This is a genomic window from Pseudomonas hamedanensis (assembly GCF_014268595.2).
GTDB classification, from domain to species: Bacteria; Pseudomonadota; Gammaproteobacteria; order Pseudomonadales; family Pseudomonadaceae; genus Aquipseudomonas; species Aquipseudomonas hamedanensis.
In genome coordinates this window covers 639,392-656,312 of record NZ_CP077091.1, presented here as the reverse complement: position 1 = coordinate 656,312, position 16,921 = coordinate 639,392, and the positions used below count along the sequence as shown (strand labels likewise).

General features: G+C 60.6%; 18 protein-coding genes. 11 read left to right on the top strand and 7 right to left on the bottom strand.

What is annotated here, in order from left to right:
• Window positions 1-36: 36 nt before the first annotated feature.
• Window positions 37-1,068 (bottom strand): protease SohB, encoded by a 1,032-nt coding sequence (gene sohB, locus HU739_RS02990; RefSeq protein ID WP_186546443.1) that lies wholly within the window; start codon window positions 1,066-1,068, stop codon window positions 37-39.
• A 204-nt stretch (window positions 1,069-1,272) separates the two neighbouring features.
• Between sohB and HU739_RS02985 the strand changes: the two genes are divergently transcribed.
• Together HU739_RS02985 and HU739_RS02980 are read left to right on the top strand one after the other, a co-directional pair.
• Window positions 1,273-1,983, top strand: a complete 711-nt coding sequence (locus HU739_RS02985; protein ID WP_186546444.1) for a histidine phosphatase family protein — start codon at window positions 1,273-1,275, stop codon at window positions 1,981-1,983.
• Window positions 1,984-2,046: 63 nt separating this feature from the next.
• The gene (locus tag HU739_RS02980; protein ID WP_016774477.1) at window positions 2,047-2,364 is read left to right on the top strand and encodes an SCP2 sterol-binding domain-containing protein; all 318 of its coding nucleotides are present in this window, start codon (window positions 2,047-2,049) and stop codon (window positions 2,362-2,364) included.
• 102 nt (window positions 2,365-2,466) lie between these two features.
• Here HU739_RS02980 and HU739_RS02975 read toward each other — a convergent pair whose 3' ends face one another.
• Both HU739_RS02975 and HU739_RS02970 read right to left on the bottom strand, forming a co-directional pair.
• Window positions 2,467-2,961, bottom strand: a complete 495-nt coding sequence (locus HU739_RS02975) for an RES family NAD+ phosphorylase (protein ID WP_186546445.1) — start codon at window positions 2,959-2,961, stop codon at window positions 2,467-2,469.
• Window positions 2,958-3,434 carry an MbcA/ParS/Xre antitoxin family protein gene (locus HU739_RS02970; protein ID WP_186546446.1) on the bottom strand — a complete coding sequence of 159 codons (477 nt, stop codon included), beginning with the start codon at window positions 3,432-3,434 and terminating at the stop codon, window positions 2,958-2,960. Before HU739_RS02970 ends, HU739_RS02975 begins: the two co-directional genes overlap by 4 nt.
• Before the next feature lie 410 nt (window positions 3,435-3,844).
• Here HU739_RS02970 and HU739_RS02965 point away from each other — a divergent pair, with 410 nt between their 5' ends.
• The 4 genes from HU739_RS02965 to HU739_RS02950 all read left to right on the top strand — a co-directional run bounded on the left by HU739_RS02965 (window position 3,845) and on the right by HU739_RS02950 (window position 8,849).
• On the top strand, window positions 3,845-5,578 hold the full coding sequence (locus tag HU739_RS02965) for an enoyl-CoA hydratase-related protein (RefSeq protein WP_186546447.1): 1,734 nt from the start codon (window positions 3,845-3,847) through the stop codon (window positions 5,576-5,578).
• Between the two features lie 76 nt (window positions 5,579-5,654).
• Window positions 5,655-6,518: a LysR family transcriptional regulator gene (locus HU739_RS02960; protein WP_186546697.1), complete on the top strand. Its 864-nt coding sequence runs from the start codon at window positions 5,655-5,657 to the stop codon at window positions 6,516-6,518.
• A 112-nt stretch (window positions 6,519-6,630) separates the two neighbouring features.
• Window positions 6,631-7,776: a sterol desaturase/SRPBCC family protein gene (locus HU739_RS02955; protein ID WP_186546448.1), complete on the top strand. Its 1,146-nt coding sequence runs from the start codon at window positions 6,631-6,633 to the stop codon at window positions 7,774-7,776.
• Window positions 7,773-8,849: an SMP-30/gluconolactonase/LRE family protein gene (locus HU739_RS02950; protein ID WP_186546449.1), complete on the top strand. Its 1,077-nt coding sequence runs from the start codon at window positions 7,773-7,775 to the stop codon at window positions 8,847-8,849. The genes HU739_RS02955 and HU739_RS02950 overlap by 4 nt, the downstream gene beginning before the upstream one ends.
• Before the next feature lie 101 nt (window positions 8,850-8,950).
• Here the strand turns inward: HU739_RS02950 and HU739_RS02945 are convergent, their stop codons facing one another.
• The gene (locus tag HU739_RS02945) at window positions 8,951-9,115 is read right to left on the bottom strand and encodes a hypothetical protein (RefSeq protein WP_186546450.1); all 165 of its coding nucleotides are present in this window, start codon (window positions 9,113-9,115) and stop codon (window positions 8,951-8,953) included.
• A 98-nt stretch (window positions 9,116-9,213) separates the two neighbouring features.
• Window positions 9,214-9,462 (bottom strand): hypothetical protein, encoded by a 249-nt coding sequence (locus HU739_RS02940; RefSeq protein ID WP_186546451.1) that lies wholly within the window; start codon window positions 9,460-9,462, stop codon window positions 9,214-9,216.
• A gap of 203 nt (window positions 9,463-9,665) precedes the next feature.
• On the opposite strand from HU739_RS02940, the gene HU739_RS02935 reads away from it, so the two are divergent.
• Window positions 9,666-10,187, top strand: a complete 522-nt coding sequence (locus HU739_RS02935; protein WP_186546452.1) for a DUF4142 domain-containing protein — start codon at window positions 9,666-9,668, stop codon at window positions 10,185-10,187.
• 58 nt (window positions 10,188-10,245) lie between these two features.
• On the opposite strand, the gene HU739_RS02930 is transcribed toward HU739_RS02935, so the two are convergent.
• Window positions 10,246-10,509, bottom strand: a complete 264-nt coding sequence (locus HU739_RS02930; RefSeq protein ID WP_186546698.1) for a hypothetical protein — start codon at window positions 10,507-10,509, stop codon at window positions 10,246-10,248.
• A gap of 187 nt (window positions 10,510-10,696) precedes the next feature.
• Here HU739_RS02930 and HU739_RS02925 point away from each other — a divergent pair, with 187 nt between their 5' ends.
• Entirely contained in the window at window positions 10,697-11,152 is a 456-nt protein-coding gene (locus HU739_RS02925; protein ID WP_186546453.1) for a VOC family protein, read from the top strand.
• A gap of 47 nt (window positions 11,153-11,199) precedes the next feature.
• On the opposite strand, the gene HU739_RS02920 is transcribed toward HU739_RS02925, so the two are convergent.
• Window positions 11,200-13,092: a sigma-54-dependent Fis family transcriptional regulator gene (locus tag HU739_RS02920; protein WP_186546454.1), complete on the bottom strand. Its 1,893-nt coding sequence runs from the start codon at window positions 13,090-13,092 to the stop codon at window positions 11,200-11,202.
• A 246-nt stretch (window positions 13,093-13,338) separates the two neighbouring features.
• On the opposite strand from HU739_RS02920, the gene HU739_RS02915 reads away from it, so the two are divergent.
• The 3 genes from HU739_RS02915 (at window position 13,339) to HU739_RS02905 (ending at window position 16,873) form a co-directional block, all read left to right on the top strand.
• Window positions 13,339-15,162 carry an NAD(P)/FAD-dependent oxidoreductase gene (locus tag HU739_RS02915; RefSeq protein WP_186546455.1) on the top strand — a complete coding sequence of 608 codons (1,824 nt, stop codon included), beginning with the start codon at window positions 13,339-13,341 and terminating at the stop codon, window positions 15,160-15,162.
• Window positions 15,163-15,312: 150 nt separating this feature from the next.
• Window positions 15,313-15,879, top strand: a complete 567-nt coding sequence (locus tag HU739_RS02910) for a GNAT family N-acetyltransferase (RefSeq protein WP_186546456.1) — start codon at window positions 15,313-15,315, stop codon at window positions 15,877-15,879.
• Window positions 15,880-15,964: 85 nt separating this feature from the next.
• On the top strand, window positions 15,965-16,873 hold the full coding sequence (locus tag HU739_RS02905; protein WP_186546457.1) for a LysR family transcriptional regulator: 909 nt from the start codon (window positions 15,965-15,967) through the stop codon (window positions 16,871-16,873).
• Window positions 16,874-16,921: the final 48 nt, after the last annotated feature.

The following is a 16,921-nucleotide window of genomic DNA, read 5'->3' as shown; positions in this document are numbered from 1 at the left end:
CCGGTCATGTGACCGGCGTTTTTTATGTCTGGAGATTTACCAGAAGCGTTGTTGAGTCAGGCGACTCCACCAGTTCAGCAGTACGCGGTCGACCGAACCGCTGGCAGCCATGCCGATACGTTCTTGCAGGCTTTTGCGCTCGGCGTAATGCAGATGGTAAACCTCGGCTTTCTTCGCCCGGTCGGCCAGATATTCATCACTGGTCTTGAGCTCGTCCACCAATTGCTTGTCGAGCGCCGCAATGCCTAGCCAGACTTCGCCCGTGGCGACTTCGTCGATCGCCAGTTGCGGACGGTAACGGGCAACGAAGTTCTTGAACAACTGATGGGTGATGTCCAGGTCTTCCTGAAACTTCTCCCGGCCTTTTTCGGTGTTTTCGCCAAACACGGTCAGGGTGCGTTTGTATTCACCGGCGGTCAGCACTTCGAAATCAATATCGTGTTTCTTCAGCAGGCGGTTGACGTTGGGCAACTGAGCAACCACGCCGATGGAACCGAGGATGGCGAACGGCGCGCTGATGATCTTCTCGCCGATGCACGCCATCATGTAGCCGCCGCTGGCTGCGACTTTGTCGATGCACACGGTCAACGGCACGCCGGCCTCGCGGATCCGCGCCAGTTGCGAGGAGGCCAGGCCATAGCTGTGCACCATTCCGCCGCCGCTTTCCAGGCGCAGGACCACTTCGTCTTTCGGCGTCGCCAGGGTCAGCAATGCGGTGATTTCGTGACGCAGGCTTTCAGTGGCCGAGGCTTTGATGTCGCCATCGAAGTCGAGCACAAAGACCCGTGGCCGGGTTTGAGGTTTGTTCTTCTGCTTCTTCTCGCTTTTCTCGGTTTTCGCTTCGCCCTTGCGCAAGGCCTTGAGCTGGTCCTTGTCGAGCAACGTCTGCTCCAGGCGCTCGCGCAAGCCTTTGTAGAAATCGTTGAGCTTGCTGACCTGCAACTGCCCCGCCGACTTGCGCCGGCCCTTGCTGCGCAACGCGGCAAAACTGGCGAGCACCACCAGGATGGCAATCACCAAGGTGACGGTCTTGGCCAGGAAACTGGCGTATTCGGTGAAAAAATCCACAGAGACTCCTCAAAGCAATGCGTGAAAGTGAAACACACGCGGGATGGTCCAAGCATACCCATGCGCTGACCGGTCGGCCAGCCGTGAAACCTCTGGCAACAGGCCTGTAACGGGCATTTCAAACAAGCGTATGTTTTTTCATTGACAGCTCACCGCCATCCTCATAACCTCGCCAAACCTTCAACGTACCGGGATGACGCGGACGTGGGCAGCATTTACTTGATTCGACATGGCCAGGCCTCCTTCGGTGCAGACGATTATGACGTCCTGTCGGCGACCGGCGTACGGCAGGCAGAAATCCTCGGCCAGCACCTTGCCGAGCTGGGGATCCGCTTCGATCGCTGCCTCGCTGGCGACCTGCGCCGTCAGCAACACACCGCCACCAGCGCTCTGGAACAGTTCAGCGCCAAAGGCCTGCCGGTGCCGGTCCTGGAAACCGACTCCGCGTTCAACGAATTCGATGCCGACGCGGTGATTCGCGCCCTGCTCCCGGCCATGCTGCCGGATGAGCCCGAAGCCCTCGACATCCTGCGCAACGCCGCCCAGAACCGTGGCGAGTTCCAGCGCATCTTCGCCTTGATCGTCGAACGCTGGCTGGCTGGCACCTACGACACGCCTGGCCTGGAGAGCTGGCTGGGGTTCGTCGAACGGGTTCAGGCCGGCCTGCACCGCATCCTCGATCTGGCGCAAAAAAACCAGACCATCGCGGTATTCACCTCTGGCGGCACCATCACCGCCCTGCTCCACCTCATTACCCAAATGCCTGCCCGACAGGCCTTTGAACTGAACTGGCAGATCGTCAACACCTCGCTCAACCAACTGAAATTTCGTGGTCGCGAGGTGGCTCTGGCTTCCTTCAACAGTCACGCACACCTGCAACTGCTGAAGGCCCCGGAACTCATCACTTTCCGCTGAGTCCGGCTTACTGTGACCCTAGCTGTATTCACCCAGCTCCTATTACCAAGAAAGGATCGAACCATGACCTCCGTAGCTGATGCCGTAAAAGCAATGCAAGCCAAGTTCAACCCAGCCGCCGCTGCCGGTCTGGATCTGGTCTTCGGTTTCAACATCACCGACGAAGACAAGCAGTACGCGCTGATCGTCAAGGATGGCACCTGCGACATCCAGGAAGGCGAAAACCCGGACGCCAACTGCACGCTGGTGCTGGATAGCCAGACCTTGAAAGACATCGTCAGCGGCGAAACCGACGGCATGCAGGCTTTCATGGGCGGCAAACTGCGCGTTGAAGGCGACATGATGCTGTCGATGAAACTGTCTGAGCTGTTCCCTTCGTAAGAAGCCGCTTGGTCAAACAAATCCCGTCAATTGGCGGGATTTGTCATTTAAGCAGCCGAAAAAGTGAAGAGTCGGCTTCACCCTCCGCTTGCTCAAGCACGCTCAGACCTCTTGCAATAACCGCGTGTCCAGTCCAAATCGTTCTTGCGAAACCATTCGGAACTGACCTTCCGCCAGGTCGCAACTCACCAGCAGATTCCAGGAGTGTCTGGTTGCCACCGAGGGCACCAGTATGAATGGGTGCTCAGCCAACAACGCGTCGGCAAACTTTCGCTGGTTGGGTGACGCTCTTATCGGGTTGAGCCAATGCGGATTGGGCACGTCTTCCGGTTGGACAATTCTGACGCTGGCTTCATGGATGATTTCAAAACAGGTCAACACATAGGGTTCCTGATCGAGCGCATCGAAACTGCCATGGGCGGCCACCTCCAAAATGGCCGTGGATGGATCGACTGACGCGTAAACGACTCTGCGTCCGGGTGTATTCCATCGGCCGCCGTCCCGTTTCGAACCCAGGCCGCTGCTCCAGGTATCGCTGTACACCTCGCGATCCAGTCGCCAGGCGTACCAGCGATCATCCCACGGCAAGGGATTCATTGATAAACCCCGTATTTGATCTGGTTCAGATACTCCTCCACCATCCTGAATCCCAATGCATGTCCAACCAGATCGAGCGGCACGTGATCATAGAAGTAGGTCGAGCGTTGTTGTAGCCAGGATTCGGCCTTCGCCTGACGTCCAAACACTTCATTGGCCAGTTCCAGAGCCGAGGCGTATTGGTAGGCGATGATGCTTTGCTGCGTGTCCAGACGCACCGGTATGGCTTCCTTGAGCAGGCGCCGCACCGTTCTGACAGACTTGCCGGTGATACGCTTGACCAGATCGCCTTGCTGATAGAGTTCGCAGGTGGCGAGCATGTTGACGACGTCGTGCAGCTCAAACCCTTCGCTCGTGCAGCGGAGAATGAGCATCGGGTCATCGCCCGTGTCCTGCCCGCGCAGTAACAACTCCAGAGGCTTGCCTTCGAGCCTCTTCAATCCCGTTAGCCGGGGCGCTTTGGCGGTGGGCATGGCGACGGCCTCCGAGGGGCATCTGGCGCGATCGTCGCGCCAGTAATGGCGTGGGGAGTAAGCAGGGGTATGGCTTTCAATCAGTGGGATTCGCATATTCCATCCTTTGTCCGGGCTCCGAGCGATCAGTACGCTCGCTGACTTCAATGTCTGGAGCTGATGCTATAGATCCAGCGTCCGACGACCAACCTGAAAGAGTCGTCAGAAATATCCCTTCATCTGATCGAAACGGTCACGCTTGCGTAGGACTTAAACGGAAATTCAGCGACTGAACTGAAGCCTTCGTCTGACACAACGTTGACCCCGGTCACCTGTGGCCATGCAATCACTGATTATTCTCCCCGCTCATCTAAGGCCAAGGACGGCTCACCGGGAGCCTGCGGCCGATCCCGTTCAAGGAAGAAAGCCTCATGCGAGCACTCAATATCATTCTGCTGTCCTCTGCGTTCAACGGCTTGACCCAGCGTGCCTGGCTGGAGCTGCGTCAGGCCGGGCACTCCCCCAGCGTCGTGGTGTTTACCGACGAAGACGCCGTGTGCGAACAGATCGAACACAGCGGCGCCGATCTGGTGATTTGCCCGTTTCTCAAGGACCGCGTGCCGCAAGCACTGTGGCGCAACCGCCAGCGGCCGGTGGTGATCATTCACCCGGGCATCGTCGGCGACCGTGGCGCCAGCGCGCTGGACTGGGCGATTACCCACGAGTTGTCGCGCTGGGGCGTTACCGCTCTGCAAGCCGTGGAAGAGATGGATGCCGGCCCGGTGTGGGCCACCTGTGAGTTCAATCTGCCGACGGGCCTGCGCAAATCCGAGCTGTACAACGGCCGGGTCAGCGACGCGGCGATGGTGTGCGTTCGCGAAGTGGTTGAAAAATTCGTCGAAGGCTATGTGCCGGTTGAACTGGACTATGCCGATCCGAACGTCCGCGGCCGTTTGCAGGCGAACATGAAACAGGCCGATCGCAGCTTCAGCTGGCACGATTGCGCGACCTTTATCAAACGCTGCATCGACGCGGCGGACGGACAGCCCGGCGTGCTGGCCAGCCTGGCGGGCGGTCAGTATTACCTGTTTGATGCGCACCTTGACGCGCGCAGCGGCGTGCCGGGCGAACTGCTCGCGTTGCGTGACGATGCGGTGCTGGTGGCGACCGGCGATCAGAGCCTGTGGATCGGCTCGCTGCGGCGCAAACCGCAACCCGGCGAAGAAACCTTCAAGCAACCGGCGCGGCATGTGCTCGCCGGGCAGTTGGCGGATGTCCCGGTGCTGGACGCGGCGTTTGCCACTCAGGCGTTCAGCACCGAAGCCTATCAACCGCTGCGGTATCGCGAGTGCGGACACGTCGGCGAGCTGACGTTCGAGTTCTATAACGGCGCCATGAGCACCGAGCAGTGCCAGCGCATGGTCGCTGCGCTGCGTTGGGCCAAGGCCCGCGACACCCAAGTGCTGCTGATCAAGGGTGGCCGTGGCAGTTTTTCCAACGGCGTGCACCTGAATGTGATTCAGGCCGCACAGGATCCGGGCGCTGAAGCCTGGGCGAACATTCAGGCCATCGACGATGTCTGCGAGGAGCTGCTCAGTGCCCGGCAACTGGTGGTCAGCGGCGTGACGGGCAATGCCGGCGCCGGTGGCGTGATGCTTGCGCTGGCCGCCGACATCGTGTTTGCCCGCGCCGGGATCGTGCTTAACCCGCACTACAAGAGCATGGGTCTGTACGGCTCGGAATTCTGGACCTACAGCCTGCCCCGTGCGGTCGGCCCGGCGATGGCCGAACAACTGACCCAGGCCTGTCTGCCGGTGAGCGCCAGCGAGGCCTGGCAATTGGGCATGGTTCAGGAAATCGGCCCGCGCTGCCCGGACGAATTTGCACTGTGGTTGCTGCAGCGGGCCAACAGCGTGCTGAGCGACCCGACGTACGCGGCGGTGCGTGAGCGCAAGTCGCAGGTTGATCACGCGCTGATCCGCCAATGCCGCGAGGCCGAGTTGCGGCAGATGCAGCAGGACATGTGCTTTAACCGCCACGGGTTCGCCGAAAAGTGCCGCCACTTCGTGTACAAGCGCAAAGCTTGCGGCACACCGGCGCGGTTGGTCGAAGCATGGGCGCAGTCGGGTGAAGTGGAAGTGACCGAGTCTCCCGTGCAGGCGTGAGCCTGCTGGCGGTTGAACGATGACGGGGCTGCCGTGGCCACTTACAATGCGCCCACTCTCCAACACCGGCCCGCCCATGGACATCGATCTCGCCCGCACTTTTCTGGAAATCGTTCGTCACGGCAGCCTCGCCGCGGCGGCGCAGAAGCTGTTCGTCACGCAAACGGCGATCACCGCCCGGGTGCAGAAACTCGAAAGCCAGTTGGGCAGCACGCTGTTCGTGCGTAACCGCGCCGGGGCCAGGCTGACGCCCAACGGCGAAGCCTTCGTGGTCTACGCCAATCAACTGGTGCAGACCTGGGAGGCCGCTCGCCGCGATCTGCCGCTGCCGGAGGGCTATCACAACGTGCTGCACATCGGCGGCGAGGTCAGCTTGTGCAATCCACTGATGCTCAGTTGGGCCGCCGAACTGCGCGAGCACATTCCCAGCCATGCCCTGCGCATGGAAATCCGCGACGGCGAGAACCTGCTGCGCCAACTGGAGCTGGGCGTGCTCGACGCCGCGCTGGTCTATCAGCCGGAGTATTGGCCGGGCCTGCAGGTCGAGCAGGTGCTGGAGGAAAAACTGATTCTGGTGCGCGCGCCCGAGCGGCCCGATCCCTATGTCTATATCGATTGGGGCCCTGATTTCCGCCGTCAGCACGATGCCGCCCTGCCAGAAAAAGCCAAGGCTGCGCTGAGTTTCAACCTCGGCCCGCTGGCCCTGCAATACATCCTCGAACACGGCGGCAGCGGCTACTTTCGTACCCGTGTGGTGCGCACTTATCTGGAAAACGGTGCGCTGGAGATCGTGACCAAGGCGCCGGAGTTCGGCTATCCGACCTATCTCGTGTACTCCCGCGATCGCGACTCGACGACCCTGCAACACGCGTTCGATCTGCTGCGCGAAGTGATTCGCACCGATGACGACTGGTCGCAGCGCTGGAACCCGTTGAGCTGAGACGGCGGCTTCACTCCAGTGCATGGCGCATGTGGCCTCAAGGTTGGCCCGGCACGCGGCCATGGATCGGCTAATCTGCCCGGTATAACAACAATACCCGCAGGTGAGCGCAGTGAGGCAAACCACCGAGGCATTCCGCAGCCGTTACCGGGCCGCCATTCATCCGCTGTATAACCCGTGGCTGCACGGTGCTTTTGTGCTGCTGTTCGGCGTGCTGGCCATCGGCGCTTTCTGGAGTACCGTGCAACAGGTCAGTTGGCAGCAATGGCTGACCGTCCCGCTGACGTTGCTGTTGTTCAATTTCGGCGTGTACATGGTTCATCGTCATCTCGGCCACCATAAAAAGCCCTTTGCCAGGATGTTCTATGCCCGGCATGCCGGCGATCATCACAGCTTTTTCACCCCCGGCCACATGGCCTACGACAGCGCCCGTGACTGGCGGGTGATCCTGTTTCCGGCGTGGCTTATCGTGCTGCATACGTTGCTCATCACGCTGCCGCTGTGGTGGTTGCTCGCACAGATCAACGCCAACGTTGCCGGGCTGTTCGGCGGCTGCATGGTGCTCGGCTATCTGACGTACGAGGTGTTTCACGCCTGTGAACACCTGCCGGCGGGCCATCCGCTGGCGCGTTTGCCGTGGATCCGCCAGATGCGCCACTTGCACGCACTGCACCACCGCCGCGAGTGCATGCAGGTGCGCAATTTCAATATTGTCCTGCCGTTGATGGACACCCTGTTCGGCACCCTTTACCGGGAGCCGGAACCCGCCCCTTTGAGCGCTTCGACAATGCCCATGACCCGCCTGCAGCACTCGATCGATATCACTGGCGAACCCGTTGCCGTACTCGCCTATGCCGCCAGCGCCAGCCGTTGGCCGCAGTGGCATCCGTCGTCGTTGAAGATCTCCGGCCCGCAGGGTCCGCTGCATGCCGGCGCATGTTTTGAAGAGGACATCCATGCCGGCGGACGTGCCGGGCATTTGCGCTGGGAAGTCACGGAATATTTGCCGGGCCGACGCTGGTGTGCGCTTGCGCAAGGCGATCAGGGGCTGTCGTTGCGGCTGACTTACGAGTGTTCGGCTGAAGGTGACGGCACGCGTTTTGTGCGCACGCTGGAGTATCGCTTTGACGGCCTCATCATGCGCATCGCCAATCGCCTGCTGCTCAAACGGCGCATCGAACGTGAGTCTGCCGCCTCGCTGCTGGCGTTGCGCGACAGGGCTGCGCAGGACATCGCGTCGGCGAGGGCCAGCGCGTGAGACTACGTCATGGGCTGTGGTTGCTGCTCGTCCTGGTCGGCGGATTTTTATTGTTGATGCCCACCCGCGTCGAACCGGTGGCCTGGACACCGCCACCGGCGCCTTCGCTGACAGCCGGGCTTTACGCCGAGAACCAGCGCCTCAAAGGTGTGGCGAAAATCGGGCCGAGCGACATCGACGGCCCCGAGGCGTTGTTGCTGGAGGACGACTATCTGATCACTGGCCTGCATGACGGCCGGCTGATCCGCAGCAGCCTCGATGGCAGCCAGCGCAAGGTGCTGGCCGACACCGGCGGCAGGCCTCTGGGGCTGGCCCGCCATCCCAGCGGTTTGCTGGTGATTGCCGACGCGGTCAAGGGCTTGCTGTCCCTCGACGCCCAGGGACGGGTGATTGCCTTGACCACCGAGGCCAATGGCTTGGCGTTCGGTTTTACCGATGATGTAGTGATCGACAAGTCAGGGCATTACGCCTACTTCAGCGACGCCTCGAGTCGCTGGGGCTATGGCCATGACGGTGAGGCGATCATCGAGCATGGCGGTGACGGACGCCTGCTGCGCTACGACTTTCAGACCGGTAAAACCAGCCTGTTGCTGGACAAACTGGAGTTCGCCAACGGCGTGACCCTCGGCCCGGACGAGGCCTACGTGCTGGTCAATGAAACCGGGGCTTACCGCATCAGCCGCTACTGGCTGAAGGGCCCCAAGGCCGGCACGCACGACTTGTTCATCGAGAACCTGCCGGGACTGCCGGATAACCTGTCGTTCAATGGCAGCGACCGGTTCTGGGTGGCCTTGTATGCGCCACGCAACGCCCTGCTCGACGGCACCGCCGGGCACCCGTTTGTGCGCAAGATGATTGTCCGGTCGCTCACGGTGCTGCCAAAACCGGTGGAGAAGCGCGGGTTTGTGCTGGGGCTGGATGTGGACGGCAAGGTGATTGCCAATCTGCAGGACGCCAGCAGCGGAAATTACTCGCCGATCACCACGGTGCGCGAGTATGGGCAGTGGTTGTATTTCGGTTCGCTGAAGGCGACACACATGGGGCGGTTGGCGCTGGACGCGGCGTTGAAGTGAGGGCTTTGTACAGAACGAACTGACGCCTTCGCGAACAGGCTCGCTCCCACAGGGAGAATGCATTTCCTTGTGGGAGTGAGCCTGCTCGCGATAGCGGTCTGTCAGTTACTGGACCTATCAAACTTGTCGGGATCATCGTCCGGTGGGAGTTCCTCGACAGGCTCTTCGGGTTGGGTGGTGGTATGCGCCGGGCTGTTCGGTTCGGGCCGGGTGGGAATCGGGTCGAAACCGCCCTGCTCTTCGCTGGGAAACCTGGGATCATTCATGAGGCACCTCGCAACGAGTCCATGATGTACAGACTCTGCACATTGGAGGTGCCGTTTGCTGTCGCCGTTCCCTCAGATGGCCGCCACGGGGCGGGCGTTTACTGGCCGTTCAGAGGCTGGCCGGCCAACCGGGCGACAATCTGCTCCTTGACGATCACGCGCTTCTCTTTGAGTTTTTTCAACGCGTCATCGCCGAGCGACTCTGCATCCTCGGCCTCGACCACTTCTTTATCTGCGTCAAAATACTTGTTGAGCAACGAATCCAGTTTCGGATCCTCGGAGCGTTTTTGCTCGATCTCTTCCTTTTTGCAGCCCAGGTCCTGATACAGATCATGTGAAACCGGCATGAAACACCTCCATCAGTTGATCGATAACCAACGCGACCGATGCGCTGGTTCTTTACCAGCATGGCCTTGGTCGGACGCATCTGTCGACTCCCTGTCAGACCAGCGGTGTCCGTTCGTCGCCCTGTCGCAAATGCGATAAAACCTTTGCCACTTGCGCTCGCTCCATTGGATACCGCTCACAAAAACCTGCGTGGAGATACCCAATGGACGGATTCAATTTGCGTCATCTCGCTCTGGCTGTTGCACTGAGTGCTGGCATGGGCTCGGCCTTTGCTGCCACTTCCAACGACTTTGTCGATAACGCTGCCGCCAGCGGCATCGCTGAAATCGAGACCAGTCGCCTGGCCCTGGAAAAAAGCCAGTCGGCCGACATCAAGGCATTCGCCAACCAGATGATCACCGATCACGGCAAGGCCAACGATGAGCTGGCGGCGATTGCCAAGGCCAACGACATCGAAGTGCCGGACACCACCACGTTGACCAAGCAGGCCAAGGCCAAGATTCTCGACATGCGCGACGAATCGTTCGATGCGGCCTACGCCAACAACCAGGTCATGGCCCACGAAGAAACCATCAAGCTGTTCAAGGAACAAGCCAATACCGTGACCGATGACAAGGCCAAAGGCGCTACGGAACTGAAAGCATTTGCGCAGAAAATGCTGCCGGCGCTGGAAAAACACCTCAGTCACGCCAAAGAACTGCAAGCTAAACACCCGAGCAAGTAACCGCCGGGCACTAAAAAGGCCGCATCCTTCGATGCGGCCTTTTTGCGTTGCGTGTCGATCAACCGCCGTCGGTATCGATATCGGCATCCGTATCCTCACCCGGTGCGGGCCGCTCCGGTTCAGGCTTGAAGCCGGGGCTGAATTCGTTGCTGTTATCGCTGTGGTGCTGCTTCTGATCCACCTCGCTGGACGCACTGTCCGCCTGGCCTTTTTCAGCGGGCGCAGGGGTATTTTGCCCGGGTGCGTTCGGGTCGATGGCCGGATCGTTGCGGTTGACCGATTCAGGGGACTGATTTTGCGTTTGCAGCACTGGCTCGTTCATATCCACCTCATTGATAGTCCTGCGTCCTTCTCTTGTGGCCAGCGGGAACACACCGGCCATGCAGATTCGAAGCCCGACGCCACGGATTCGTTCAAAATAATCCGCAGCCGGGCTATCGCGTCACGAACCCACCTATTTCTGAGCGTGGCGGGTATAACAAAGCGATCGCTCAACAGGGAGAGCTGCAATGGATCTGAAGTTCAGTCACGTGGACGTACTGGTTAATGACTTGGAAGAAGCCTGTGCTTACTACGCACAGATACTGAATGCCAGGATCTCGAAAACCCTCGTTTGGGAGCGAGGCGGTCTGCACGTGCGCTACGCCATTGCGCTGATCGGTGAGGAGCGTTTCATGTTGGTACAGCCGCTGGCGGGCAATCTGAAGACCTTGTTGGACGCCTCGGGCGAAGGGATGATTTATCGCCATTGCTACTCGACGCCGGACATCGAGAAAGCCTACGACGAACTGATCGCCGCCGGTGTTCAGCCAGAAGACGAAAACGGCAAGCCACTGGCCCGCGCAGATCTGCAATCTCCGTCTGGCACACGCATTATCTGGTTGCCCAAGCGCTTCGGGCACTTCTCGATCGAAATCCTTGAACACAAGACGCTGGAGGCGTTCGTGGCAGCGGCATTTTCCTGAAGGGGGCGGCGCGGGTCTTGGGTCGATGCGCGTTCACCCAGCGCCCCTCATCCCGGTCGCGAAATCCCGTGCTGTCGCAGTTTGCGATAGAGCGTATTGCGACTGATGCCCAGGCGCGCGGCAACGCGGGCGACATGCCAGTGTTGCGCCTCCATCAAGCGCAACAATGTCTGCCGTTCGCTGATGCCCAGCGGGTCTTCGGCCGGCTCGGCGGGCGCGGACGCCGGTAACAGCTCTTCCAGGTCGCGCAGCGTGACGCGCCCCTCCACCGCCAGCGCCACCAGGGTGCGCAAACACGTGCGCAACTGCCGGACGTTGCCCGGCCAAGGCTGGGCCAGCAAACGCGCCCTGACACCCGCCTCCAGTCGCACCTTGGCGCCTGCCGCTTCCTCACGCAGCAGCAGGTCGAGCAGACGGCCCTTGTCGGAGCGCTCACGCAATGGCGGCAGCTCAACGGTGAAACCGGCGATGCGATAAAACAGGTCTTCGCGCAAGCGCCCCTCGGCCACGCAGGCCTGCAGATCCTGGTGACTGGCACTGATCAGACGGACGTCGAGCGCACGCGCAGTGGCACTGCCGAGCGGCACCACCTGACGCTCCTCGAGCACGCGCAACAGGCGCGTCTGCAACGCCAGTGGCATATCACCGATTTCATCGAGGAACAGAATGCCGCCGTGGGCCTGCTCCAGTTTGCCGACCATGCCGTCCTTGCGTGCACCGGTGAAACTGCCACCGCGATAGCCAAACAACTCGCTTTCGATCAGCGTCTCGGGAATGGCCGCGCAGTTGATCGCAACAAACGGCTGGCCAGCTCTGGAACTGGCGCGGTGCAGCGCCGCCGCGAACGCCTCTTTGCCAGTGCCGGTTTCGCCCTGCAGAAACACCGGCACATCGCGCTCCAGCACACGCAGCGCCCGAGCGAATCCGCGTTGCAGACGCGGGTCTTCGAGACAGACGCGCTCGTCGTGGTGATTGGGGGCAGGCGCCAGGGTCAGCGGCGCCGGGCGAATCGGCTCGCGCAACTGGCCGTAGAACAGGCGCCCGTCGACCAGCCGCATCGGCCAGCAGACGTTCGGCTGCAAGCTGGCCTGACTCATGAGCTGCTCCATCGGGGTTTCCAGGAGCATCGTCAGTGACTGCCCGACCATTTGCTCCCGGGCCAGGCCCAACAGATCCAGCGCCGCCTCGTTGACCGAACAGATGCGCGCGCTTTCATCGAAACTGATAAGGCCTTCACCCAACAGCCCGACAAACCCGGCGTCCGGATGAAAACGCAGCAAATAGCGCTGCGGCTCGTGCCCGAGGAAATAGCAGCTCTCGATCAGCTTGGCCGACAGGTTGGTCAGCGCCATGGCTTTGAAGCGTTGCTCAAGGCTGTTTTCCTCGCGTACGGAAGACAGGTTGAGGACCGCGAGCAACTCACCGCTTGCGTCGAATATCGGGCTGGCCGAACAGGTCAGACCAACGTGCTTGCCGCGAAAATGCTCATCACGGCGGATGGTCACATGCTGGCGCTCGACCAGGCAGGTGCCGACACCGTTGGTGCCCTCATGCTCCTCGCTCCAGACCGAGCCCAGCCACAGCCCGGAGCGCTGGAATTCGACGCGCTCGGACTCGTTGAACACACTGTCGATCGCCACACCCCGGGCATCGGTGAGCAGCACGACATGGCCGTCGCGCCCCAGTTGCTGGTGCAGGCTGTTCATCTGCCAATGCGCCACGGCAATGATGTGTTCCAGCGGCGCGCGGTGTTCGCGCAAGCGCGCCTGTTCCAGCACATCCGGTGCGCGGGGGCTGGCGGGATCGAGCTGATATTGATCGAGGCAACGCCGCCATGAGCGGGTGATCGCCCTGTCTGCCGCCGCACTGTGACTGGCAACGCTGCCCTGCACGGCTTGCATCACCTGGCGCGCATGGGCATTGATCGAGGCCGGTTTCATTATTGTTGTACTCCGCTTCGGTGAAGACACGGGTGTGACCGCAGCTTAGATGAAAAGCCTGCCGGGAGGGAACTTTGCGCCGCGTGACACAGTGTCATGCGCCATTCCCAAATTCGTGACATGGCGCCTTTTGCGGCCTTGCCAAATAGCGCATCAGCCCGTCTGCATCGTGGCTTTCAGCGAGATGGCCCAAGCCTTGCTCTGGTGTCAGGGCTTACCCACAAAAACAAGATCGGGAGTGGCCCCATGAACATCGCTATCGATACACCTTTGCAATCGCCAACGGCGCAACTCGCCGCCTGGGTCGAACGCCTCGGCGAGCGGCTCGCGCAACGAGATGTGGACGGCACGCTAGAGTTGTTCGCCGAGGAATGTCACTGGCGTGACTTGCTGCTGTTCAGCTGGAACCTCGTCACCCTGGAAGGAAAATCCGCGATCCGCGACCTGCTCGAAACACGCCTCGAGCAGACCCGGCCCGAGCGCTGGAAACTCGGAGGTGAAGCCACGCTCACCGACGGTGTGCTCGAAGGCTGGATGAGCCTGGAAACCGACGCGGCCCGCGGCAAAGGCTACGTGCGCCTGAAGGACGGTTTGTGCTGGACGCTGCTGACGACCATGCGCGAACTCAAGGGCTTCGAAGAACCCAGCGGGCGCCGCCGGCCGATGGGCGCCAGCCACGGCCAGGCCCACGCCGACAAACGCAACTGGCTGGAACGCCGTCGCGATGAAGAGGCAGCGCTGGGCCTCACCACGCAGCCGTACTGCCTGATCGTCGGCGGCGGCCAGGGCGGCCTCGGCCTCGGTGCACGGCTCAAGCGCCTGGGCGTGCCGACGCTGATCATCGACAAGGCCGAGCGTCCCGGCGATCAGTGGCGTGGTCGCTACAAATCGCTGTGCCTGCACGATCCGGTCTGGTACGACCACATGCCTTACCTGCCCTTTCCCGACCACTGGCCGGTGTTCACACCGAAAGACCAGATCGGCGACTGGCTGGAGATGTACTGCAAAGTCATGGAACTCAATTACTGGCCGCGCACTGAATGCCTCGGTGCCCGGTTCGATGAGCAAAGCGCTCGCTGGAGGGTCGACGTGCTGCGCAATGGCGAGCGGATCACCCTGCAACCGACGCAGCTGATCCTCGCCACCGGTATGTCGGGCGTACCCAACGTGCCCGTGTATCCGGGCGCCGAAGACTTCAAGGGCCAGCAGCATCACTCCAGCCGCCATCCCGGCGGCGACGCCTGGAAAGGCAAGCGCGCGGTCGTCATCGGCGCGAACAATTCGGCCCATGACATCTGCGCCGACCTGGTGGAAAACGGCACCGAAGTCACCATGGTGCAACGCTCCAGCACGCACATCGTACGCTCGGACAGCTTGATGGAACTGGTCTTCGGCGGACTCTATTCCGAAGACGCGCTGGAGTCAGGCTTGACCACGGACAAGGCCGACCTGCTGTTCGCCTCGATTCCGTACAAGGTCATGCCGCAGTTCCATCGGCCGATCTTTGACGCTATCAAAGAGCGCGACAAGGAATTCTACGAACGCCTGAGCCGGGCTGGTTTCATGCTCGACTTTGGCGACGACGAATCGGGCCTGTTTATGAAATACGTGCGCCGTGGCTCGGGTTATTACATCGACGTCGGCGCCTCGGAACTGATCGCCAATGGCACGATCAAGCTCAAAAGCGCCCCCGGCCTGGGCGTCGAGCGTATTGAGGCAGACGCCGTGTTGCTTACCGATGGCAGCCGGTTGCCGGCTGACCTGATCGTCTATGCCACGGGTTACGGCTCAATGAACGGCTGGGCGGCGAAACTGATCTCCCAGGAAGTCGCCGACAAGGTCGGTCGCTGCTGGGGCCTGGGTTCCGGCACCACCAACGACCCGGGTCCTTACGAGGGCGAACTGCGCAATATGTGGAAGCCGACCCAACAGCAAAACCTGTGGTTCCACGGCGGCAATCTGCATCAGTCACGGCACTATTCGCTTTATCTGGCGTTGCAGTTGAAAGCCCGTCTCGAAGGGCTCGACACTGACGTTTATCGCCTTGCAGAGCGGCATCATCTGGGCTGAGCCTACAGGCGCCTGACCTCGGTTGGGCGCCTTTTTTGTGCATGACATCCGCCTCCCGCAGGGCCACCTCGCAGCGACTGCTCGACACGTCATCTGATCGTCTGAGAAAGTACCGATCCTGCCCGCTACAGCTCGCAAGGATTTATGGCCATGGATTGCATTCCCACGCTTTATACCCGCCGCTTGATACTGACGCCGCTGCAAGTGAGCGACGCAGCAGCGGTGCAACGACTGTTTCCACAATGGGAGATCGTACGTTATCTGGACAGCCGTGTCCCTTGGCCGTACCCGGACGATGGCGGGCTTGTTTACGTCCGCGATGTCGCGTTGCCCGCGATGGCTGCCGGAAAGGAATGGCACTGGATGATCCGCACGCGCGCAGAGCCTGAGAACTGCATCGGCAGTATCAGCCTGTTCGACCAGCCGGGTAACCATCGAGGCTTCTGGCTCGCCCCTCAGTTTCAGGGCAACGGCTACATGCGCGAGGCTTGCAAGGTCATCAACACCTATTGGTTCGAAACATTGGCGCGCCCGGTCATGCAGGTGCCCAAGGCCGCCGCCAACCACGCCTCGCGCAAGATTTCCGAAGATGAAGGCATGCGCCTGACCGGCACACAGGACGGACACTTTGTGTCGGGGCTGATGCCGGTGCAAGTGTGGGAAATCACTCGCAGCGAATGGCTTGCTGCACAAACAAATACGTCGATTGAACGTTAGAACCGATCTGGCGTTCAGTCCTGCGTATAGGCTGCTGTCTGCGAAAACAGAATAAATAGTCCTCAAACGTTCGAGACAGTCGAAAATGATCTCCGATCCCGGAACACCAACGCTTGATCAACTCAAAGTATTCCTGACGGTTGTGGAAGTGGGCAGTTTTGCCGCGGCGGCCAGAAAACTGCATCGCGCCACCTCGGTGGTGAGCTACTCGATTTCCAATCTGGAGATGCAGCTTGGGGTTTCGCTGTTTGATCGAAAAACAACGCGCAAACCGCAGCTGACGGAGGCAGGTCGAACCGTTCTTGCTGAAGCACGCACTATTAGCAACGGCGTAAACGGGCTTCGCGCAAAAGTCTCCGGTTTGCTGCATGGACTTGAAGCAGAAGTTCACCTCGCGCTCGATGTGATGCTCCCTGCCGAGCGAGTAGTCGATGCACTAAAAACCTTCAGGGAAGTATTCCCTACGGTCACCCTGCACTTGCATATGGAAGCCTTGGGGGCCGTGACTCAGCTGGTTATGGACAAGAAAGCGGGAGTCGGCATCAGCGGTCCGCTGGATATTAGTCTCGACGGCATTGAACGCATCAGCGTAGGCAGCGTTCAGTTGATACCGGTTGCCGCGCCTGGACATCCGCTTGCAGCCGAATGCCGCAAGTTGCCCGGCGCTGCCCGAGAGTTTGTGCAATTGGTGTTATCGGATCGCTCAACGCTTACAGGCGATAAAGACTTTGCCGTCGTCAGCACGCGCACTTGGCGGCTGGCAGATCTGGGCGCCAAACACATGCTGCTCAAAGAAGGGATCGGGTGGGGGAACATGCCCGTTCCCATGGTTCAGTCTGATCTTGCAGAAGGGCGCCTGGTGGAACTTGATATGCCCGACTGTAAAGGTGGCACCTACACCTTCGACGCGATTTATCGAACCGACTCGCCACCCGGTCCGGCTGGGCGGTGGCTGATTGAGCGCTTCGGCGAACAGCGTGTTGCAACCCGATAGAAAGCCTCTTTTGCCGGCGCGAAGGATGTTCTCTTATTTGATCTATAT

Coding starts and splice junctions, on each gene's coding strand:
- HU739_RS02975 (WP_186546445.1), bottom strand. CDS start 2,961: ATGAATCCCTTGCCGTGGGATGATCGCTGGTACGCCTGGCGACTGGAT.
- HU739_RS02940 (WP_186546451.1), bottom strand. CDS start 9,462: ATGCCGGTTTCACATGATCTGTATCAGGACCTGGGCTGCAAAAAGGAA.
- HU739_RS02935 (WP_186546452.1), top strand. CDS start 9,666: ATGGACGGATTCAATTTGCGTCATCTCGCTCTGGCTGTTGCACTGAGT.
- HU739_RS02980 (WP_016774477.1), top strand. CDS start 2,047: ATGACCTCCGTAGCTGATGCCGTAAAAGCAATGCAAGCCAAGTTCAAC.
- HU739_RS02920 (WP_186546454.1), bottom strand. CDS start 13,092: ATGAAACCGGCCTCGATCAATGCCCATGCGCGCCAGGTGATGCAAGCC.
- HU739_RS02925 (WP_186546453.1), top strand. CDS start 10,697: ATGGATCTGAAGTTCAGTCACGTGGACGTACTGGTTAATGACTTGGAA.
- HU739_RS02905 (WP_186546457.1), top strand. CDS start 15,965: ATGATCTCCGATCCCGGAACACCAACGCTTGATCAACTCAAAGTATTC.
- HU739_RS02960 (WP_186546697.1), top strand. CDS start 5,655: ATGGACATCGATCTCGCCCGCACTTTTCTGGAAATCGTTCGTCACGGC.
- HU739_RS02915 (WP_186546455.1), top strand. CDS start 13,339: ATGAACATCGCTATCGATACACCTTTGCAATCGCCAACGGCGCAACTC.
- HU739_RS02970 (WP_186546446.1), bottom strand. CDS start 3,434: ATGCCCACCGCCAAAGCGCCCCGGCTAACGGGATTGAAGAGGCTCGAA.
- HU739_RS02945 (WP_186546450.1), bottom strand. CDS start 9,115: ATGAATGATCCCAGGTTTCCCAGCGAAGAGCAGGGCGGTTTCGACCCG.
- HU739_RS02965 (WP_186546447.1), top strand. CDS start 3,845: ATGCGAGCACTCAATATCATTCTGCTGTCCTCTGCGTTCAACGGCTTG.
- HU739_RS02910 (WP_186546456.1), top strand. CDS start 15,313: ATGGATTGCATTCCCACGCTTTATACCCGCCGCTTGATACTGACGCCG.
- HU739_RS02930 (WP_186546698.1), bottom strand. CDS start 10,509: ATGAACGAGCCAGTGCTGCAAACGCAAAATCAGTCCCCTGAATCGGTC.